Source organism: Arenimonas maotaiensis, from assembly GCF_014638745.1.
GTDB classification, from domain to species: domain Bacteria; phylum Pseudomonadota; class Gammaproteobacteria; order Xanthomonadales; family Xanthomonadaceae; genus Arenimonas; species Arenimonas maotaiensis.
Genome location: NZ_BMFO01000002.1, coordinates 638,210 through 657,370, shown reverse-complemented (window position 1 = coordinate 657,370; position 19,161 = coordinate 638,210). Strand labels below are relative to the sequence as shown.

Here is a 19,161-nt window from a genome sequence, read left to right as displayed (position 1 = left end):
ACGGCGGGATTACTTCTGGTCGTCCTTGACTTCGGTGAACTCGGCGTCGACCACGTCGTCGCCGGCCGGCTTGGCCTGGGCCTCGCCTTCCGGCTGCGCGGCGGCCGATGCGGCGGCGTACAGCGACTGCGCGGCCTGGCTCAGCGATTCCGTCTTGGCCTCGATTTGGGGCTTGTCGTCGCCCTTCATCGCGGTCTCCAGCTCGGACAGCGCGGTCTCGATGGCGGCCAGCTGTTCGCCCGGCACCTTGTCGCCGTGGTCCTTGATCGCGGCGCGGGTGCTGTGCACCGCCGCGTCGGCCAGGTTGCGGGCGCCGACCAGCTCGTGGAACTTGCGGTCGTCCTCGCGGTGCGCCTCGGCGTCCTGCACCATGCGTTGGATCTCCTCCTCGCTCAGGCCGGAACCGCCCTTGATCTCGATGCGCTGTTCCTTGCCGTTCTTCTTGTCCTTGGCCGAGACGTGGATGATGCCGTTGGCGTCGATGTCGAAGCTGACCTCGATCTGCGGCATGCCGCGCGGCGCGGCGTCGATGCCGGCCAGGTCGAAGCGCGCCAGCGACTTGTTGAAGCGGGCCTGTTCGCGTTCGCCCTGCAGCACGTGCACGGTCACCGCGCTCTGGTTGTCCTCGGCGGTCGAGAACACCTGCGAGGCCTTGGTCGGGATGGTGGTGTTCTTCTCGATGATCTTGGTGAACACGCCGCCCATGGTCTCGATGCCCAGGCTCAGCGGGGTCACGTCGAGCAGCAGCACGTCTTTCACGGTGCCGGCCAGCACGCCGCCCTGCACCGCCGCGCCGATGGCCACGGCCTCGTCCGGGTTGACGTCCTTGCGCGGCTCCTTGCCGAAGAATTCGGCCACCGCCGCCTGCACTTTCGGCATGCGGGTCATGCCGCCGACCAGGATCACTTCCGAGATGTCGGCAGCCTTCAGGCCGGCGTCGTTCAGCGCGGTGCGGCAGGGCTCGATGGTGCGCTTGACCAGGTCCTCGACCAGGGCTTCCAGCTTGGCGCGGGTCAGCTTGATGTTCAGGTGCTTCGGACCGGAGGCGTCGGCGGTGACGTACGGCAGGTTGACGTCGGTCTGCTGCGAGCTGGACAGCTCGATCTTGGCTCGTTCGGCCGCGTCCTTCAGGCGCTGCAGGGCCAGCGGGTCCTTGCGCAGGTCGATACCCTGCTCCTTCTGGAACTCCTCGACCAGGAAGTCGATGACGCGGATGTCGAAGTCCTCGCCGCCCAGGAAGGTGTCGCCGTTGGTGGCCAGCACTTCGAACTGCTTCTCGCCGTCGATTTCGGCGATCTCGATGATCGAGACGTCGAAGGTGCCGCCGCCCAGGTCATACACCGCGATCTTGCGGTCGCCGCCCTTCTTGTCCAGGCCGTAGGCCAGCGCGGCCGCGGTCGGTTCGTTGATGATGCGTTTGACGTCCAGGCCGGCGATGCGGCCGGCGTCCTTGGTGGCCTGGCGCTGGGAGTCGTTGAAGTAGGCCGGCACGGTGATCACCGCTTCGGTGACGGCTTCGCCCAGATAGGCTTCGGCGGTCTTCTTCATCTTCTCCAGCACGCGCGCGGAGATTTCCTGCGCCGCCATCTTCTTGCCGTCGGCGGTGGCGACCCAGGCATCGCCGTTGTCGTGCGCGACGATCGAATACGGCACCAGGTCGAGGTCCTTCTTGACTTCGGCGTCGGTGAACTTGCGGCCGATCAGGCGCTTCACCGCGTAGAAGGTGTTCTTCGGATTGGTCACGCTCTGGCGCTTGGCCGAGGCGCCGACGATGACTTCGCCGTCCTTGGTGAAGGCCACGATGGACGGCGTGGTACGGTCGCCTTCCGAGTTTTCGATGACCTTGGCGACGCCGCCTTCCATCACGGAAACGCAGCTGTTGGTGGTGCCCAGGTCGATGCCGATGATCTTGCCCATTGTCTGTCTCCTCAAATGTCGAATGTGTCCGGCGTCGCCGCCCCTGTTACCGGATGTGGGGTGCGCGCCGCGGATTTCAAGAACCCGAGACCACCACCAGCGCGGGACGCAGCAAGCGGTCGTTCAGCAGGTAGCCTTTCTGGAACACCTGCACCACGGTGTCGGGCGCATGTTCGGCGCTGTCGGTCCGGCTGATGGCCTGGTGGCGATCGGGATCGAAGGCCTGGCCGACCGGATCGACCCGCTGCAGACCGTTGTCGCCGGCCACCTTCAGCAGCTGCTTGAAAGTCAGCTCCAGGCCTTCGCGCAACGGATTGGGCTCGGTGCCGGCCGCGGCCAAGCCGGCGTCCAGGCTATCGAACACCGGCAGCAGGTCGCCGAGCAGGCGCTCGTTGGCGAACTTGCGGGCCTGCTCGACATCGCGCGCCAGACGCTTGCGCTGGTTGTCGAGTTCGGCGCGTTCGCGCAGGCGTTCTTCCTGCATCTGCGCCACGGCGGCCTTCAGCTGTTCAAGGTCGCCGAGCAGCTGCTGCTGGGCGTCGGCCGCGGCCGCGGTGGTTTCGGGGATGTCCGGGATGTCGTTGTCTGCGTGCATGTTGCGTCCATGGGAAAACCGCCCGCCAATCCGGGGCGCTTTCCGGATTTGGGGACGCCTCAGGCCGGTTTCAAGGCGTCGCCGAGCAGGTCGGCGGTGGCCTTTACGATCGGGATGACCCGCTCGTACGGCATGCGGGTCGGGCCGATGACGCCGAGCACGCCCAGCACCTGGCCCTCGCTGGCGTACGGCGCGGTGATCACCGTGCAGCCGGCCAGCGGCGCCAAACCGCTTTCCTCGCCGATGAACACGCGCACGCCCTCGGCGCCGGCGCAGGATTCCAGTAGACCGAGGATCTCGCGCTTGCGCGAAAAGGCCTCGAACAGACCGCGCAGGCGCTCCATGTCCGACAGGCCGTCGACGCCCATCAGCCGGGTCTGGCCGCTGAGCACCATGTCCTCGGGGCGCGCTTCGGCCGCCATCAGCTGGCCGGAGATGTCCAAGGCCGCGTTCAGCAGGCCGTCCATCTCGGATTTGGCCTGCTGCATCTCGGCCAGCAGCTGGCGTTGGATCTGCGCGAAGCCCTGTCCGGCGAAATGCCGGTTGAGGTAATTGGCGGCCTGCATCAACGCCTCCGGCGCAATCGGCCGCGGCAGCTGCAGGATGCGGTTCTGCACCTCGTTGTCGGGGAACACCAGGATCACCAGCACCCGGTTGTCGTCCAGCGCCACGAAGTCGATGTGCTTGAACGCCGACTGCAGACGCTGCGGCACGGTGACCACGCCGACGAACTGGCTCATCGCCGACAGCATCTCGCTGGCCTGCGCCAGCAGGGTCTGGGTACCCACGCCGGGCGCGATGTGCTCGCGCAGGCGTTCGATCTCGGTTTCGCGCAACGGCGCGACCTCCAGCAGGGAATCCACGAACAGGCGGTAGGCCTGTGGCGTCGGCACCCGGCCGGCCGAGGTGTGCGGCGCGGCCAGCAGGCCCACGTCTTCCAAATTGGCCATGATGTTGCGGATGGTAGCCGGGCTGACCTCCAGCCCCGCCTGTTTGGCCAGCACCCGGCTGGGCACCGGCGCGCCCTCGCGGATGTGCTGGGCGATCAGGGCGTGCAGGAGGCGGCGGGCGCGGGGGTCGAGCGGCAACATGGTCTATAGCTTAGGGCAAAGCTAGGCGATGGCAAGGGCGTCGCGGAAAATTCCGAGCCGCGATTCGGAACCGTGCCGGTTTTTCCGCCGCCAAATCGGGCAAAATAGCGGCATGTTGACGCACTTGGCATTGAGCAATTTCGCCGTGGTTTCGGCGCACGGCCTGCCGCTGGGGCCGGGCTTCACCGTGGTCACCGGTGAGACCGGCGCCGGCAAATCGCTGCTGGTGGACGCCCTGCTGTGCCTGAGCGGCGCGCGCGCCGAATCCGGCATGGTCCGGCACGGCGCCGAACGCGCCGAACTCAGCGCGGAATTCCACTTGAATGATGCGCCCGAGGCTTTGGCTTGGCTGCGCGAGAACGAACTCGATGACGGCGACACCTGCCAGCTGCGGCGGGTGATCCGCGCCGACGGCGGCTCCAAGGCCTGGATCAACGGCCGCGCCGCCACCGCCGCGCAGTTGGGCGAACTCGGCGGCTTGCTGCTGGAGATTCACGGCCAGCACGAACAACAGCGCCTGCTGGATCGCCGGCAGCAACTGGGCCTGCTGGACGCCTTCGGGCAATGCCAGGCTGAAGCCGAAGCGGTGCGTACCGCGCACCGGCACTGGCTGTCGCTGAAGCAGGCGCTGGATGACCTGCAGCGCCGCGGCGACGTCGGCGAGCGCATCGACTACCTGCAGCACCAAGTGGCCGAACTGCGCCGCCAACCGCTGGAACCGGAACACATCGAAACCGCCGTGATGCGGCACAAACGCCAAAGCCAATCCGGCCAACTGCTGGCCGCCTGCGCCGCCGCCGCCAGCCTGTTGGACGGCGAGGACGGCACCTCGGCGCTGGCCCTGTTGCGCGCTGGCATGGCGCAAATCGCCCGCTGGCAGGACAGCGACGCCGGCCTTGCCGAGGTGCACGGTCTGCTGGAATCGGCCGACGTACAGCTGAAGGAGGCGCTGTCGCAGCTGCGCCACCTGCAGGACGGCATCGAGCTGGATCCGGCCGAAATCGCCGAACTGGACGCCCAACTCGGGCACTGGCACGAACTGGCGCGCAAGCACCGGGTCGGATTGCATGAACTGCAGGCCAAATGCGAGGCGCTGGACGCCGAGCTGGAACAGCTGCGCGGCAGCGGCGATGCCGCCGTGCGGCTGCAAACCGAACTCAAGGACGCAGCCGAAGCCTGGCGCGCGGCGGCCGCCGCCCTTTCCGCCCGCCGGCGCGATGCCGCCGAACGTCTGGGGCAGGCGGTGTCGGCGTTGATGGACGAACTGGGCATGGCCGGCGGCCGTTTTGTGGTCGAACTGGAAGCCAACGCCGACGCCACGCCGCAGGCGCAGGGCGGCGAGCGCTGCGAATTCCTGGTTTCGGCCAACCCCGGCCAGCCGCCGCGGGCGCTGCGCAAGGTCGCCTCCGGCGGCGAACTGGCGCGCATCAGCTTGGCCATTGAAGTGGCCACGCTCGGCCTGGATCCGACGCCGACCATGGTGTTCGACGAAGTCGACTCCGGCATCGGCGGCGCGGTGGCGGAAGTGGTCGGGCGCAAGCTGCGCGCGCTCGGCGGCCGTTGCCAGGTGCTGTGCGTCACCCACTTGGCGCAGGTCGCCAGCCTGGGCCATCAGCACCTGCAGGTGGCCAAACGCATCGCCAGCGACAGCACCGAAAGCCAGGTTACGGCGCTGGACGGCGAGGCCCGGGTGCGCGAAATCGCACGCATGATGGGCGGCGTGACCCTGACGCCGCAGACCCTGGCGCACGCCGAGGCGATGCTGGCACAGGCCGGCAATCCGTAATCGTAGGGGCGCTGCTTGCTGCGCCCGATTTGGCTGCTTGCTGCGCCCGATTTGATGTATCGGAAACAATTTAAAAGGGCGTAGCAAGTAGCGCCCCTACCGGGTCATTTTCTCGGGCGAACGTACAGGACCAGGCTGTGGTCTTCGATTTCGTAGCCGTGCTCGGCCGCGATGCGCTTCTGCAGCGCCTCGATCTCGGCGTTGGCGAACTCGATGACCTTGCCGGTCTCCACGCATACCATGTGGTCGTGGTGCTGACCCCGGTCGAGCTCGTACACCGCGGTGCCGCCCTCGAAATTGTGCTTCTCCACCAGGCCTGCGGCCTCGAACTGGGTCAGCACCCGGTATACCGTGGCCAAACCGATATCCTCGCCATCGGCCATCAGCCGGCGGTACAGGTCTTCGGCGCTGAGGTGGCGTACGCCGTCCGCGCCCAGGATCTCCAGGATGCGGATGCGCGGATGGGTCACTTTCAGGCCCAGCTTCTTCAGGTCGTGGCTTTGATCGGTCATGTTCGGGCAACTTTTTCCGCTTTTTCCGGTCGGAAGCTAGTGTATCATTGAAGCCAACCGGATTCCCCTGTGAACAAGCCCATGCGCCGTCTCTTCGCCCTCGCCCTGCTCAGCCTGCTGCTCTCCGCCTGCCACGTGGTGTACCGCCAGCCGGTGTTCCAAGGCAACCTGCTGGACAAGGCCAACGTCGACCAACTGGCCGCCGGCATGACACGCCAGCAGGTGTTCGCCCTGCTCGGTTCGCCCTCGGTGCAGGACCCGTTCCATGCCGAACGTTGGGATTACGTGGCGAGCCAACGCCGCGGCCACGGCGAAACCGAAATCAAGACCTTCACCGTGCATTTCGAAGGCGATGCCGTGGCGCGCTGGGAAGGCGAGTATTTCCCGGAACAGGACGCCGCGCTGGCGGCCGAAATGGCCAAATTCGGCAACCTGCCGAAGGACAAAGACAAGAAGAAGCGCTGATCGGTGCAGGATTGGCGAAAAGGCGGCTTCGGCCGCCTTTTTCATGGCCTCGGCAACGGCCGTTTCAGCGGATTGGCGGCGGCGCGCAGGCGGCGGGTGTCCTTCGGGTCGCGGGTCAGCGGGCGCAGCAGCTCGATGCGATCGAAGGCATGCAACGGCTCGGTCGGCTTGACCTTGCGGCCGTACACCGCCAGCCGCTCGGCATCCCAGGTCAATCCGTCCGGGAACGCGGCCGGATCCAGACGCGCCAAGGCATCCTGCACGCGGCTGCCGGCCGGCAGGCGCAGCGTTTGGCACCAGTAGCGCTGCGGTTCGGCGTAGACGATTTCGATCTCGATCGGCTCAGACATCGCGGTCGGCCAGCCGGCAGAAATCGTCGACCATCTTGTCGGCCAGGCCCTGATAGCCCATGGCGAAGGCCGGCGCCACCAAGCCGTTGGCCTCGAAGTCCAAGCTCAGGCTGACCTTGCAGGCGTCTTCGCTGAGCACGTGGAAGATCCACTCGCCGCGCAGGTGCTTGAACGCACCCTCCTCCAGCTGCATGCGGATGCGGTGCGGCGGCTCCAGCGTATTGCGGGTGGTGAACGCGCTGCGGATGCCGGCTACGCGCAGCTCCAGCCGCGCGCGCATCAGTTCCTCGCCGTGCTCCAGCACCTCGGAGCCTGTGCACCAGGGGAACCACTCCGGGTAGCGCGCCACCGAGTTGACCAGATCGTACATGCGCTTGGCGGAATGGCGGACCAGGGCGTGGCGTTGGATCTGTGGCATGGCGTACCTGAGGCGAATCGGCGACAATAGCCGGATGGCTAAGAAGAACACCGACAAGAATAGCGCAAGCCAGGGCCAAAAGACGATCGCCCTGAACAAAAGCGCGCGCCACGAATACCATCTGGAGGCCCGCTATGAGGCCGGCATCAGTCTGCAGGGCTGGGAGCTGAAGGCCATCCGCGCCGGCCGGCTGGCGATGGGCGAAAGCTACGCGGTGGTCAAAGGCGGCGAGATCCTGTGGTTCGGCGCGCAGATCACGCCGCTGATACAGGCCTCGACGCACGTCATCGCCGACGACCGCCGCACGCGCAAGCTGCTGTTGCACCGGCATGAAATCGACAAGCTGGTCGGCAAGGTCGAACGCGACGGCTACACTCTGATCCCGACCGCCTGCTATTGGAAAGGCAACAAGGTCAAGCTGGAAATCGCGCTGGCCAAGGGCAAGCAGGCGCACGACAAGCGACAGGCCAGCAAAGACCGCGACTGGCAGCGCGAGAAGCAGCAGGCCATGCGCGCCAAGAACAAATACGCCTGAACGAAGAAGCCCTGCGCTGCGGGGCTTCCGGTTTCGGCGGCGGCGCTCAGTCCAGCGCGTCCAGGATCACGTCGGCGATCTTGTTGCTGAGCAGATGCACCAGCACCAGGTCGGTGCCGTAACCGCGCCATTCGTAGCCTTCGTAACGCGGCAGATGGCGCACGTAGCCGTCCGGCAGGCGGGTCATGGCGATGCCCGGCGGGATCGGCTTGCCGCGCGCCAGATTCTTGCGGATACCCGGCGGCAAGGGCTTGTAGCCGCCCACGCGGTACTGCTTTTTCCATTTGCGGGCGTCACCGACCGAAATGCCGGCGTAACGCAGCGCCGATTCGCGACGGTCGTCGTGGCCTTTGCCGCCGTGCCGGCCTTTGTCGTCGTCGTGTTTGCCCTGCATTGCGTGGGCCGGCGGGCCGGCATCGTCCGGCTTCTTGGCCAGGGCCGCGCCGTTGACGGCGAAACCGGCGGCGGCGAACAGGATGGCGTGCAGTCGTTTCATGGCAGGCTCCTTGCGGGTGAAATTGCGGCTTTCCATTAAGCACCGGCCGGCCGGCCGATGCAAGCCGCCGCGATTCCGGTTCAGGACGCGTTCAAGACCGGCCTTGCCATCGACGCGCGCCGCCCCCATACTGACGGTGTTGGACGATTTCGTTCCACCTTCGGGGGTGTTCTGGCTTCGACGGGGGTTGCAAAGTTGTCTGGCGCATGCCGAGGGGGCGACTGTCCTCGTTAATCCAGTAGCAAAACTCTAGTTGCCAACGACGACAACTACGCTCTGGCCGCTTAAGGCCTAGCCCCGAACCCGCTTGTGTCCGTGCTCGCCGGTGTAGGGTCATTATCACGGAACCGTTTCGGATGGCGACCCGTCAGTCCGGGATTAAATAAAGCGGGTATGTCTGCAGGTGTGCTTCGTACGTTGTGTTGCCTGCCGACGAGATCGAACAACGGACTAAGCATGTAGTGCCGGGAATGGCGCGCTTTCGGACGGGGGTTCAACTCCCCCCACCTCCACCAATCGAAAACCCCGCTCCGGCGGGGTTTTTTCGTAACTGCGGCGGAATATCCCGAGAGCCTGCTGGCGGCCTATATCTCAAAAAACCACTCGACTAACCGGAATTTCACTTCCGATTCAAGGTCTTGAGATAGAGTGAAACACTTCCTTTCGACCCGCAACGGGCCGACCCGGACCGCCGCCGGCGTTGCCACGGCCCGGCGACGCCGCCTTCCCGAGAAACGCCTATGCCCCATGACGTCAGCCTGATCGCCATCCTTGCCGCCGGCTTCGGCCTGGCCATGATCTTCGGCTTCATCGCCGCCCGTCTGCGCATGCCGCCTCTGGTCGGCTATCTGCTGGCCGGCATCGTGATCGGGCCGGCCACACCCGGTTTCGTGGCCGACGTGGGGCTGGCCGGGCAATTGGCCGAGATCGGGGTGATGCTGCTGATGTTCGGCGTCGGTCTGCACTTCTCGCTGGAAGACCTGATGTCGGTGCGCCGCATCGCGGTGCCCGGCGCCATCGTGCAGATCGCGGTGGCGGTGGCACTGGGCATGGGCGTGGCGCTGTGGTGGGGCTGGAGCCCCGGCGGCGCGTTGGTGTTCGGGCTGTGCCTGTCGGTGACCAGTACCGTGGTGCTGCTGCGCGCCTTGGAGACGCGCGGCATCCTGAGCTCGATCAACGGCAACATCGCGGTCGGCTGGCTGATCGTCGAGGATCTGGTGATGGTGCTGGTGCTGGTGCTGCTGCCGGCGCTGTCGGGCGTGCTCGGCGCGCCCGAAGCCGGCGCCGCACCGGCCGATTCCGGCGCGCTGTGGCAGACGCTGGCCATCACCCTGGCCAAGGTCGTCGCGTTCATCGCGTTCATGCTGCTGGTCGGCCGGCGCGTGCTGCCGCGGGTACTCTGGTTCGTGGCCCGCACCGGCTCGCAGGAGCTGTTCACGCTCAGCGTGCTGGCGGTCGCCATCGGCTTCGCGTTCGGCGCCGCCAAGCTGTTCGACGTCTCGTTCGCGCTCGGCGCCTTCTTCGCCGGCATGATGATGCGCGAATCCGAGTTCAGCCACCGCGCCGCCGACGAATCGCTGCCGTTGCGCGACGCCTTCGCGGTGCTGTTCTTCGTCTCGGTCGGCATGCTGTTCGATCCGGCCGTGGTCTGGAACGAGCCGGGCAAGCTGGTCGCCACGGTCGCCATCATCCTGGTCGGCAAGACCGTGGCGGCGGTCGCCATCGTGCTGCTGTTCCGCTATCCGCTGAACACCGCGCTCACCGTCGGCGCCAGCCTGGCGCAGATCGGCGAATTCAGCTTCATCCTGGCCGGCCTGGGCGTGGCGCTGGGCCTGCTGCCGCCGGAAGGCCAGAGCCTGGTGCTGGCCGGTGCGTTGGTGTCGATCGCGCTGAACGCCGCCACCTTCGTTGGCATCGCGCCGATGGAACGCCTGCTACGCGGTCTGTTCCCGGCGGGCAGCGCCGAGGCGCCGCCGAGCGATCCGCTGTGCCAGTTGAGCGGCCGGGAAGCGCAGGCCGGCGAACCAGTGCGCGCGGTGTTGATCGGCCATGGCCGGGTCGGCCGCCGCATCAGCCGCGCCCTGCGCGAACAGGGCGTGCGCCATGTGGTGGTCGATCAGAACCGCGAACGCGTCGACGACCTGCGCAAGGACGGGCTGTCGGCGGTGTACGGCGACGCCGAAAGCCCCGATGTGCAACGCCAGGCGCACGTGCCGGAGGCCGCGTTGTTGGTGATCGCCGTGCCGGACACCGTCGGCGTGCGGCAGATGATCGACACCGCCAAGACGCTCAACCCGGGCATCGCGGTGGTGGCGCGCACCCACAACGCCGAAGAGGCCGCGCTGTTCGAACACGAAGGCCTGGCCACGGTATTCCTGGGCGAGCGCGAGCTGGCACGCAACATGGTGGCCGACATCCAGCGCCGGCTGACCTGAATATCCCCCGCCAGCGGTTTGCGTATAATAGGCCCATGCCCCTCCGTTCCGTGTCGCCCCGCCGCCGCCCGCACTTCGCCCTGAACCGGCAGGACCGGTGGCCGGCATGACCTACACCCCCACCCGCAAACAGCCTGCGCCCGCCGACGACGGCGACGCCCTGCGTTTCTGCAGCACCTGCGCGTTCTCGCAGGCCTGCCTGTCGGAAGGTTTGGACAAATCGGCGCTGATGGATCTGCACGTGCTGGTCGAGCACATCGGCCCGTTCCACGAAGGCGACGTCATCTTCCGCGAGGGCGACGAGTTCAAGGCCATCGCCGCGGTGCGCGCCGGCACGGTCAAGACCACCGTGCTGGACGACAACGGCGACGAACAGGTGCTGGGTTTCTTCCTGCCGGGCGAGGTGGTCGGCCTGAACGCCATCCACCAGAACCGCTATCCGTGCAACGTGGTCGCGCTCGACACCGTGATGCTGTGCCGGTTCTCGTTCCCCAAGATGGCCTTGTTGGCGGCCAAGATGCCCGGTCTGCAGGCGCATCTGTTCCGATTGCTGTCGCAGGACATCAACAAGGCCGCGCTGCTGGCCGGCGATTACAGCGCCGAACAGCGCATGGCGGCGTTTCTGATCTCGATCGCCCGGCGCTATGCCGCGCGCGGCTTTTCCTCGAGCGAACTGCTGCTGGCGATGAGCCGGACCGACATGGCCAACTACCTGCGGCTGGCGCCGGAAACCGTCAGCCGCGTGCTGCGCCGTCTGCAGGACGGCGGCCTGATCGCGGTCGACCGGCGCGAATTCAGCCTGCGCGACCGCCCTGCCCTGGAAGCCCTGGCCAAGCCCGTCCTGCGCGATTGAGCGCGCTTGACCTGCGTCAATGCGTCCGGCCGGCCCGGCACGCGACCATGACACGACTCAAACGAGGATTGTGTGATGGATACGACAAGAAAACTGTGGGTGGGGCTGCTGACGCTGCTGACCATCGGCTTCGGGGTCCTGCTCTGGATGGGCGGGGAAATCCACCGTCAACAACCGCCGATACCACAACAGGTGGTGACCGAAAGCGGGCGGACCGTGTTCACCCGCGCCGACATCGAAACCGGCCGTCAGGTCTGGCAGAGCATCGGCGGCCAACAGTTGGGCTCGATCTGGGGCCATGGTGCCTTGGTGGCGCCGGACTGGAGCGCGGACTGGCTGCACCGCGAATCACAAGCCTGGCTCGACCTGCGCGCCAAGGCCGGCTTCGGCAAGCCGTATGCGGAACTGGGCAAGGGCGAGCAGGCCAAACTGCAGGCCGAACTGCAGCCGGACATCCGCGCCAACCGCTATGACCCGGCCACCGCCACGCTGACCGTTCCCGACCAGCGCGCCGAGGCCATCGCCGCGGTGGCGTCGCACTACGAGACGGTGTTCAGCGACGACCCGGCCGGCGCCGACCTGCGCGAGACCTACGCCATGAAGAACGGCACGGTGGATACCGCCGAGCACCGCCGGCAGATGAGCGCATTCTTCTTCTGGACCTCCTGGGCCGCGGTCACCGAGCGCCCGGGACAGGCCATGAGCTACACCAACAACTGGCCGTACGATCCGGCGGTGGGCAACAAACCGACCTCCAGCACCTTCCTGTGGACGGTGTTCAGCGTGCTGTTCATGATCGCCGGCATCGCCCTGCTCGGCTGGCATTACGCCGTGTACCACGGCCGCGAAGGCGCGCCGACGCCGCCGGCCAACGACCCGCTCAAGGGCCTGGCGCTGACGCCGTCGATGAAGGCCACCGCCAAGTATTTCTGGGTGGTGCTGGCGTTGTTCCTGGTGCAGATCCTGCTCGGCGCCACCACCGCGCACTTCCAGGTGGAAGGCCAGAACTTCTACGGCATCAACCTGGCCGAGGTGTTGCCGTACGCGCTGACCCGTACCTGGCACACCCAGCTGGCGGTGCTGTGGATCGCCACCGCATGGCTCGGCACCGGTCTGTACATCGCGCCGGCGATCTCCGGCCATGAGCCGAAATTCCAGCGCGCCGGCGTCAACTTCCTGTTCGTCTGCCTGCTGATCATCGTGGTCGGCGGCTTCGCCGGACAGTGGTTCGCGGTGATGCAGAAACTGGGGCTGGCCGACAACTTCTGGTTCGGCCACCAAGGCTGGGAATACGTCGACCTCGGCCGCTTCTGGCAGGCTTTCCTGTTCGTCGGCCTGATGCTGTGGCTGGTGCTGATGGGCCGCGCCCTGTGGCCGGCGCTGCGCCGCAAGGACGAGATGAGCTCGATCGTCGGCCTGCTGTTCCTGTCCACCGTGGCCATCGGCATGTTCTACGCCGCCGGCCTGATGTGGGGCGAGCACACGCATCTCTCCATGGTGGAATACTGGCGCTGGTGGGTGGTGCATCTGTGGGTCGAAGGCTTCTTCGAGGTGTTCGCCGTGGCGGTGATGAGCTTCCTGTTCGTCAAGCTCGGCCTGGTGCGCGGCAAGACCGCCACCGTCAACGTGCTGTTCGCCACCATCGTGTTCATGGCCGGCGGCATCCTCGGCACCTTCCACCACCTGTACTTCACCGGCACCACCACTGCGGTGGTCGCGCTCGGCGCCTCGTTCTCGGCGCTGGAAGTGGTGCCGCTGGCGCTGATCGGCTTCGAGGCCTACGAGAGCTGGTCGCACAGCAAAGCCACGCCGTGGATGGCGCGTTACAAGTGGCCGATCCTGTTCTTCATCGCGGTCTCGTTCTGGAACCTGGTCGGCGCCGGTCTGTTCGGCTTCCTGATCAACACCCCGCTGGCGCTGTACTACATGCAGGGCCTGAACCTGACCCCGCTGCACGGCCACACCGCCCTGTTCGGCGTGTACGGCATGCTCGGCATCGGCCTGCTGCTGTTCTGCCTGCGCGGCCTGAAGCCGGACGTGGTCTGGAACGAGAAATGGCTGCGCGGCAGCTTCTGGGCGCTGAACATCGGTCTGAGCCTGATGGCGCTGCTGACCCTGCTGCCGATGGGCCTGCTGCAGCTGGACGCCGCGCTCGAACACGGCTACTGGTTCGCGCGCTCGGCCGAGTTCATGGGCCGTCCGATCATCGACCTGCTGGTCTGGATGCGGGTGCCGGGCGACACCCTCTTCTCGATCGGCGCCCTGCTGCTGGCTTGGTTCGTGCTGCGGCTGTGGGTCGCGCCGCGCAAATAACACAGCCATCCGATTGCCTCCTCCAGGGCCGCGCAAGCGGCCCTTTTTTTGCCCTGCAGGTAGGACTTGCCTTTTGGATTAATTCCGATAAGATAGTAACTGATTACTATCTTACGGAATTTGCCGTGAAAGAACGTAGCAAAAACCTGAGCGCCGACCAACGCCGCCAAGTCACCGTGCAGGCGGTTCTGGACATCGCGGCCGGACAGGATCCTGGCGACATCACCACCGCCGCCATCGCCGAACGCATGCAGGTCACCCAGGGCGCGCTGTTCCGGCACTTCCCGAGCAAGGACGCCCTGTGGGGCTCGGTCATGGACTGGGTCGCAGGGCAGCTGTTGGCGCGCACGGAGCGCGCCGGTGCCGGGCTGGAATCGCCGCTGGCCGGCGTGCGCGCGATATTCATGGCACACATCGAGTTCGTGTCCGAGCATCCCGGCGTTCCGCGCATGCTGTTCGGCGTATTGCAGAAGCCAGCCGCCAGCCCCGCGCGGCAGATGGCGCAACGCCTGCTGGAGAAGTACACCGAACGGCTGTGCGTCCTGTTTGAACGCGCGAAAGCCTGCGGCGAGGCGTCGCCGGATCTGGACGCGCGCATCGCGGCGCTGATGTTCATCGGCAGCATCCAGGGCCTGGTGATGCAATCGATGATGCTCGGCGACCACCGGCACATCCGCCGTAGCGCGGATGAAGTCTTTGAACTGTACCTACGCGGAGTGCGCACCTGAGATGAAAACCCTGCTTTCGAACACCGGCAAGAAATTCTGGCTCACCATCTTCCTGGCGGCCATCGGCGCGGTGTTCGTGTACGTCGCCGTGCGCACCGGCCCGTTGGCACCGGTTCCGGTGACCACGACGACCGTGCAGCGCCTGGCGCTGTCGCCGGCGGTCAGCGGCATCGGCCTGGTCGAGGCCCGCCGAAGCCACAAGATCGGCGCCATCTACCCCGGGCGGCTGAAGACGGTGGCGGTCCAGCCCGGCGACGCGGTCGGCGCCGGCCAGATACTCGGCGAACTGGACGCGGTCGACCTGCAGGACCGGCTGTCGGCGCAGACCGCCGCCATCGCGCGCGCGCAGGCGCAGCTGCGCGAAGCCGAGGCGCGGGCCGCATTCGCCGGCGCGCAGGCCGCGCGCTACGGCGAACTCGGCCGGTCGCGCCTGGTCAGCGCCGAGTCGGCGGAAGCCAAACGGCAGGAACAGCGCGCCGCCGACGCCGGCCGCGATGCCGCCCGGCAGGAACTCGCGCGCCTGCAGGCCGAACGCGGCGGGCAGCAGCGCCAACTCGACAGCCTGCGCCTGATCTCCCCGATCGATGGCATCGTGGTCCGCCGCGACGCCGATCCCGGCACCACGGTAGTGGCCGGCCAGACGGTTCTGGAAGTGGTCGATCCGGCCGAAATCTGGATAAACGCCCGGATCGACCAGAAAAACGGACACGGTCTGCGCACCGGCCTGCCGGCGCGCATCTCCCTGCGTTCGCGCGCCGGTTCAGCGCTTTCCGGCACGGTGGCGCGGATCGAGCCGTACGCGGACGCCGTGACCGAGGAGCTGCTGGTGAAAGTCGCGTTCGCGCCGCCGCCGGCCCGCTGGCCAGCCATCGGTGAAGTCGCCGAAACCGCCGTGGTCCTGCCGTCCTTACCGGTAGCGCCGGTACTGCCGAATGCGGCCATCCACCGCGTCGACGGCGTGCTCGGCGTCTGGCTGCTGGAACACGGCGACCTGCGTTTCATGCCGATCGAAACCGGCGCATCCGATCTGGACGGCCAGCTGCAAGTGACCCGCGGACTGCGCGGCGGGGAAACCGTCGTGCTGTACAGCGAACATCCGCTGACCGCCGCCAGCCGGGTGAAAGTCAGCGCGAAGGAGGAGCCGTGATCAGCCTGGCCGGCCGCGACATCCTGCATGCTTGGGGAAAATTCGTGTTCACCGGCGTCGGACTGGGCCTGCTGATCGGCGTGACCCTGACCATGGCCGGCGTGTACCGCGGCATGATTGACGACGCCAATGCCGTGCTCGACAACAGCGGCGCCGACCTGTGGGTGGTGCAGCAGGACACGCTGGGGCCTTACGCCGAGCCGTCCGGCATCTACGACGACGTCTACCGCAGCGTACTCGGCATCGACGGCGTCGCCCGCGCCGCCAACGTCACCTACCATACCATGCAGGTCCGGCAGCAGACGCGCGGCGGCACCCACGACGTGCGCGCCATGGTGGTCGGCATTGAACCGGGCGCCGCCGGCCAGCCGGGGCAACCGGAGCATCTGGTGGCCGGACGCCATCTGGCGCGCAGCCATTACGAGGCCGTCGCCGATGTTTCGACCGGTTTCGCGCTGGACGACCGCGTGCGCGTGCGGCGCAACGACTACACCGTGGTCGGCCTGACCCGGCGCATGGTATCCTCCGGCGGCGATCCGATGCTGTTCATCGCCCTGAAGGACGCGCAACAGGAACAGTTCCTCAAGGACAACGACGCCATCGTTCGGCAGCGGACGCGGACCGCGCAGGTCGAGGCCTTCAACCGGCCCGGCAACCCCGACCTGCTAGAAGCGGTGCTGGCCGCTCAGAACGGAAACGGCTATGTCAACGCGGTGCTGGTCCAGCTGGCGCCCGGCGCGGCCGAACAGGCCACGGCGCGCGCCATCGCAGACGCGACCCGGCTGACCGTATACACCCGCGGCCAGATGCGGGAAATCCTGGTCGCCAAACTGATCGCCACCTCGGCCAGGCAGATCGGCATGTTCCTGGTGATCCTGGCCGTGGTCAGCGCCGCCATCGTGGCATTCATCATCTACACCCTGACCATGGGCAAGATCCGCGAAATCGCGGTCCTGAAGCTGATCGGCACCCGCAACGCGACGATCGCCTCGATGATCCTGCAACAGGCGCTGGCGCTGGGGGCAATCGGCTTCGTGATCGGCAAGATCGTCGCCACGCTGTGGGCGCCCTACTTCCCGAAATATGTGTTGCTCGAACCCGGCGACGCCCTGCGCGGCCTGGCGGCGGTGCTCGGCATCTGCGCGCTGGCCAGCCTGCTGGCGATTCGTGCCGCGCTGAAAATCGACCCGGCGGAGGCGATCGGTGGCTGACGATTCCGCCCGAGGTATCCGCATCGAAGGCCTGAGCAAGCGCTACGGCTCGGGCGATACCGCCGTCGATGCGCTGCGCAAAGTCGACATGACGGTCGCGCCCGGCGAGGTGGTCGGCCTAATCGGGCCGTCCGGCTCGGGGAAATCGACCTTGCTGAAATGCCTCGGCGCGGTCATCGACCCCAGCGCCGGCCGGATGACATTGGGCGGCGAGCGCATCTACGATGACGGCTGGCACATTCCGGATCTGCGCGCGTTGCGCCGCGACAAGATCGGCTTCGTGTTCCAGGCGCCGTACCTGATACCGTTCCTGGACGTCACCGACAATGTCGCCCTGCCGCGCATGCTGGCCGGACACGGCAATACACAGGCCCGGCAACAGGCCGTCGAGCTGCTGACCGCGCTCGATGTGGCGCACCGCGCAGGCGCGATGCCCAGCCAACTGTCCGGCGGCGAACAGCAGCGCGTGGCGATCGCGCGCGGCCTGGTCAACCGTCCGCCGGTCATTCTGGCCGACGAGCCGACCGCGCCGCTAGACAGCGTCCGGGCGATGGCCGTGATCCGGATCCTGAACGACATGGCGCGGCAGTTCCAGACCGCGGTGATCGTGGTGACCCATGACGAAAAGATCATCCCAACCTTCAAGCGCATCTACCACATCCGCGACGGCGTCACCTACGAGGAGGCGGGCGAAGGCCGCAGCTTCGGCTAAGCGCGCGGCAGCTGCGCTTGACCTGCGTCAGCGCGCGCAGGCCGACACGGGCGCATGCTATGGCCTGAACGCAGCCGCGCCGCGGCGACAAGGACGCATGCCATGAAATACCAGATCCGCACCGAACGACTGCCCGAGCTCGACTTGGCCGCCATCGAAACCGCGCTGGGCGAACGCGATCCGGCCGGCGTGGTCGACCGCGATCCGAGCCGCGCTCTGCTGCGCTTCGCCACCTGCCTCGGTGGCGGTGAGGTCTTGGCGTTGATGGCCGATGCCGGTTTCCCGATCGAGGCCTCGGCGCTGGAAGGCTTGCCGTCGGAATGCTGCGGCGGTTGCGGCGGCTGAGCCGCACGGTCAGGAGCGCGTCATGTCGATCGAAAGCGAACTCAAGAACCTGCCCGACCTGCGTCTGTTGGCGGCCGCGCCGCATCGGCTGATGTTCTTCGTCGGCGCCGGCAATGTGCTGTTGTCCATGGCCTGGTGGACATTTTGGCTGATCAATTCGCGCTGGACCCTGCTGGATGTTCCGCAACTGGCGATACCGGCCGGCTGGATGCACGCGCTGATCATGCAGTACCAGGTGTTGCCGTCCTTCATCTTCGGATTCCTGCTCACGGTGTTCCCGCGCTGGATGGGCCTGTCGGCGTTCAGCCGCTGGCATTATGTGCCGGTCGGCTTCGGCCTGTTGGCCGGACAGGCGCTGACCCTGGTGTCGTTGTTCGGTTTCGAGCACCTGCTGTTCCTGGGTTGGCTGCTGACCCTGGCCGGCTGGCTGACCGGCGTGGTGTATCTGGCGATATTGCTGTGGCGCGACCCGAACACCACCTGGCACGCCATCAGCGCATTCGCGGCGCTGCTGCTGGGCTTGATCGGCATCGGCCTGGTGTTCGCCTATCTGTTCAGCCGCGACCCGCACTGGATGTTCGCCGCCATCAAATTCGGCGGCTTCGGCCTGCTGCTGCCGGTGTACTTCACCGTCTGCCACCGGATGCTGCCGTTCTTCGCCGGCGCCGCCCTGCCGGGCTACCGCGCCTATCGGCCGATGCCGGCGCTGGCTGTGTTCTGGTTGCTGGCGATGGCGCATCTGGGTCTGGAACTGGCGCATGCCTATGCCGGCCTGTGGCTGGTCGACCTGCCGTTGGCGGCGCTCTCGGGCTGGCTGCTATGGCGTTGGTGGCCGCGCCGGCGCATGCCCGCGCTGCTGTCGGTGCTGATGTTCGGCTTCGCCTGGTTGCCGGCAGCCGCCTTGCTGTATGCGCTGCAGAGCCTGTGGTTGGTCAATACCGGTGAATTCCTGCTCGGCCGCGCGCCGGCACATGCGCTGTTCATCGGCTTCTTCGGCAGCCTGCTGGTGGCGATGGTGACGCGCGTGACCCAAGGCCACTCCGGCCGGCCGCTGCAATTGGGCGGCGTGGCGGCTTTCGCCTTCATCGTGGTGCAGCTGGCCGCCGTGGCGCGCATCGGCGCCGAGCTGGCGTCTGATATCCTGCTCTGGCATGGCGCGGCCGGACTGCTGTGGCTGCTGGCATTCCTGCCCTGGGGCATGCGCTCGCTGTGGATCTACCTGACGCCGCGCGCCGACGGACAACCGGGATGA

General features: G+C 66.9%; 19 protein-coding genes and 1 other RNA gene. 13 read left to right on the top strand and 7 right to left on the bottom strand.

The features are described from left to right. Nucleotides 1-9: 9 nt before the first annotated feature. From dnaK to hrcA, 3 genes are all read right to left on the bottom strand, one after another. Nucleotides 10-1,917 carry a molecular chaperone DnaK gene (dnaK, locus tag IEV56_RS07275; RefSeq protein WP_188449283.1) on the bottom strand — a complete coding sequence of 636 codons (1,908 nt, stop codon included), beginning with the start codon at nt 1,915-1,917 and terminating at the stop codon, nt 10-12. 76 nt (nt 1,918-1,993) lie between these two features. After that, nucleotides 1,994-2,512, bottom strand: coding sequence for a nucleotide exchange factor GrpE (gene grpE, locus IEV56_RS07270; protein WP_188449281.1), 519 nt, complete (start codon nt 2,510-2,512; stop codon nt 1,994-1,996). Nucleotides 2,513-2,571: 59 nt separating this feature from the next. Continuing rightward, nucleotides 2,572-3,603, bottom strand: a complete 1,032-nt coding sequence (gene hrcA, locus IEV56_RS07265; protein ID WP_188449279.1) for a heat-inducible transcriptional repressor HrcA — start codon at nt 3,601-3,603, stop codon at nt 2,572-2,574. Nucleotides 3,604-3,715: 112 nt separating this feature from the next. Between hrcA and recN the strand changes: the two genes are divergently transcribed. Continuing rightward, nucleotides 3,716-5,389 carry a DNA repair protein RecN gene (recN, locus tag IEV56_RS07260; RefSeq protein ID WP_188449277.1) on the top strand — a complete coding sequence of 558 codons (1,674 nt, stop codon included), beginning with the start codon at nt 3,716-3,718 and terminating at the stop codon, nt 5,387-5,389. A gap of 104 nt (nt 5,390-5,493) precedes the next feature. Here recN and fur read toward each other — a convergent pair whose 3' ends face one another. Further along, the gene (gene fur, locus IEV56_RS07255; RefSeq protein WP_188449275.1) at nt 5,494-5,901 is read right to left on the bottom strand and encodes a ferric iron uptake transcriptional regulator; all 408 of its coding nucleotides are present in this window, start codon (nt 5,899-5,901) and stop codon (nt 5,494-5,496) included. 81 nt (nt 5,902-5,982) lie between these two features. Between fur and IEV56_RS07250 the strand changes: the two genes are divergently transcribed. Further along, nucleotides 5,983-6,366, top strand: a complete 384-nt coding sequence (locus IEV56_RS07250; protein ID WP_188449273.1) for an outer membrane protein assembly factor BamE — start codon at nt 5,983-5,985, stop codon at nt 6,364-6,366. A gap of 41 nt (nt 6,367-6,407) precedes the next feature. On the opposite strand, the gene IEV56_RS07245 is transcribed toward IEV56_RS07250, so the two are convergent. Both IEV56_RS07245 and IEV56_RS07240 read right to left on the bottom strand, forming a co-directional pair. Further along, nucleotides 6,408-6,716, bottom strand: coding sequence for an RnfH family protein (locus tag IEV56_RS07245; protein WP_229730206.1), 309 nt, complete (start codon nt 6,714-6,716; stop codon nt 6,408-6,410). Then, the gene (locus IEV56_RS07240; RefSeq protein ID WP_188449272.1) at nt 6,709-7,134 is read right to left on the bottom strand and encodes a type II toxin-antitoxin system RatA family toxin; all 426 of its coding nucleotides are present in this window, start codon (nt 7,132-7,134) and stop codon (nt 6,709-6,711) included. The genes IEV56_RS07245 and IEV56_RS07240 overlap by 8 nt, the downstream gene beginning before the upstream one ends. A gap of 34 nt (nt 7,135-7,168) precedes the next feature. On the opposite strand from IEV56_RS07240, the gene smpB reads away from it, so the two are divergent. Beyond that, nucleotides 7,169-7,669, top strand: a complete 501-nt coding sequence (gene smpB / locus IEV56_RS07235) for an SsrA-binding protein SmpB (RefSeq protein WP_188449270.1) — start codon at nt 7,169-7,171, stop codon at nt 7,667-7,669. Between the two features lie 46 nt (nt 7,670-7,715). On the opposite strand, the gene IEV56_RS07230 is transcribed toward smpB, so the two are convergent. Further along, nucleotides 7,716-8,165, bottom strand: coding sequence for an anti-virulence regulator CigR family protein (locus IEV56_RS07230; protein ID WP_188449264.1), 450 nt, complete (start codon nt 8,163-8,165; stop codon nt 7,716-7,718). A gap of 162 nt (nt 8,166-8,327) precedes the next feature. On the opposite strand from IEV56_RS07230, the gene ssrA reads away from it, so the two are divergent. From ssrA to IEV56_RS07180, 10 genes are all read left to right on the top strand, one after another. After that, nucleotides 8,328-8,680: a transfer-messenger RNA gene (gene ssrA / locus IEV56_RS07225) on the top strand. Between the two features lie 225 nt (nt 8,681-8,905). Next, complete coding sequence (locus IEV56_RS07220; protein ID WP_188449262.1) at nt 8,906-10,600, top strand: cation:proton antiporter domain-containing protein; 1,695 nt, start codon at nt 8,906-8,908, stop codon at nt 10,598-10,600. A 106-nt stretch (nt 10,601-10,706) separates the two neighbouring features. Beyond that, on the top strand, nt 10,707-11,453 hold the full coding sequence (locus IEV56_RS07215; RefSeq protein ID WP_188449260.1) for a helix-turn-helix domain-containing protein: 747 nt from the start codon (nt 10,707-10,709) through the stop codon (nt 11,451-11,453). A gap of 75 nt (nt 11,454-11,528) precedes the next feature. Then, complete coding sequence (locus IEV56_RS07210; RefSeq protein ID WP_188449259.1) at nt 11,529-13,766, top strand: nitric-oxide reductase large subunit; 2,238 nt, start codon at nt 11,529-11,531, stop codon at nt 13,764-13,766. A 125-nt stretch (nt 13,767-13,891) separates the two neighbouring features. After that, nucleotides 13,892-14,494 (top strand): TetR/AcrR family transcriptional regulator, encoded by a 603-nt coding sequence (locus IEV56_RS07205; RefSeq protein WP_188449257.1) that lies wholly within the window; start codon nt 13,892-13,894, stop codon nt 14,492-14,494. Nucleotide 14,495: 1 nt separating this feature from the next. Then, nucleotides 14,496-15,641, top strand: a complete 1,146-nt coding sequence (locus tag IEV56_RS07200) for an efflux RND transporter periplasmic adaptor subunit (RefSeq protein WP_188449255.1) — start codon at nt 14,496-14,498, stop codon at nt 15,639-15,641. Continuing rightward, nucleotides 15,638-16,852 carry an ABC transporter permease gene (locus tag IEV56_RS07195; protein WP_188449253.1) on the top strand — a complete coding sequence of 405 codons (1,215 nt, stop codon included), beginning with the start codon at nt 15,638-15,640 and terminating at the stop codon, nt 16,850-16,852. Before IEV56_RS07200 ends, IEV56_RS07195 begins: the two co-directional genes overlap by 4 nt. After that, the gene (locus IEV56_RS07190; protein WP_188449251.1) at nt 16,845-17,564 is read left to right on the top strand and encodes an ABC transporter ATP-binding protein; all 720 of its coding nucleotides are present in this window, start codon (nt 16,845-16,847) and stop codon (nt 17,562-17,564) included. Before IEV56_RS07195 ends, IEV56_RS07190 begins: the two co-directional genes overlap by 8 nt. Before the next feature lie 102 nt (nt 17,565-17,666). Beyond that, entirely contained in the window at nt 17,667-17,909 is a 243-nt protein-coding gene (locus IEV56_RS07185) for a hypothetical protein (protein ID WP_188449249.1), read from the top strand. Between the two features lie 22 nt (nt 17,910-17,931). Then, nucleotides 17,932-19,161: an NnrS family protein gene (locus IEV56_RS07180; RefSeq protein WP_188449247.1), complete on the top strand. Its 1,230-nt coding sequence runs from the start codon at nt 17,932-17,934 to the stop codon at nt 19,159-19,161.

Excerpts from the sequence above, each read along its gene's own strand:
- IEV56_RS07230 (WP_188449264.1), bottom strand. The coding sequence starts at position 8,165 with ATGAAACGACTGCACGCCATCCTGTTCGCCGCCGCCGGTTTCGCCGTC.
- IEV56_RS07185 (WP_188449249.1), top strand. The coding sequence starts at position 17,667 with ATGAAATACCAGATCCGCACCGAACGACTGCCCGAGCTCGACTTGGCC.
- IEV56_RS07250 (WP_188449273.1), top strand. The coding sequence starts at position 5,983 with ATGCGCCGTCTCTTCGCCCTCGCCCTGCTCAGCCTGCTGCTCTCCGCC.
- IEV56_RS07215 (WP_188449260.1), top strand. The coding sequence starts at position 10,707 with ATGACCTACACCCCCACCCGCAAACAGCCTGCGCCCGCCGACGACGGC.
- IEV56_RS07220 (WP_188449262.1), top strand. The coding sequence starts at position 8,906 with ATGCCCCATGACGTCAGCCTGATCGCCATCCTTGCCGCCGGCTTCGGC.
- hrcA (WP_188449279.1), bottom strand. The coding sequence starts at position 3,603 with ATGTTGCCGCTCGACCCCCGCGCCCGCCGCCTCCTGCACGCCCTGATC.
- IEV56_RS07200 (WP_188449255.1), top strand. The coding sequence starts at position 14,496 with ATGAAAACCCTGCTTTCGAACACCGGCAAGAAATTCTGGCTCACCATC.
- dnaK (WP_188449283.1), bottom strand. The coding sequence starts at position 1,917 with ATGGGCAAGATCATCGGCATCGACCTGGGCACCACCAACAGCTGCGTT.
- smpB (WP_188449270.1), top strand. The coding sequence starts at position 7,169 with ATGGCTAAGAAGAACACCGACAAGAATAGCGCAAGCCAGGGCCAAAAG.
- recN (WP_188449277.1), top strand. The coding sequence starts at position 3,716 with ATGTTGACGCACTTGGCATTGAGCAATTTCGCCGTGGTTTCGGCGCAC.
- IEV56_RS07210 (WP_188449259.1), top strand. The coding sequence starts at position 11,529 with ATGGATACGACAAGAAAACTGTGGGTGGGGCTGCTGACGCTGCTGACC.
- IEV56_RS07180 (WP_188449247.1), top strand. The coding sequence starts at position 17,932 with ATGTCGATCGAAAGCGAACTCAAGAACCTGCCCGACCTGCGTCTGTTG.
- IEV56_RS07240 (WP_188449272.1), bottom strand. The coding sequence starts at position 7,134 with ATGCCACAGATCCAACGCCACGCCCTGGTCCGCCATTCCGCCAAGCGC.
- grpE (WP_188449281.1), bottom strand. The coding sequence starts at position 2,512 with ATGCACGCAGACAACGACATCCCGGACATCCCCGAAACCACCGCGGCC.
- fur (WP_188449275.1), bottom strand. The coding sequence starts at position 5,901 with ATGACCGATCAAAGCCACGACCTGAAGAAGCTGGGCCTGAAAGTGACC.
- IEV56_RS07245 (WP_229730206.1), bottom strand. The coding sequence starts at position 6,716 with ATGTCTGAGCCGATCGAGATCGAAATCGTCTACGCCGAACCGCAGCGC.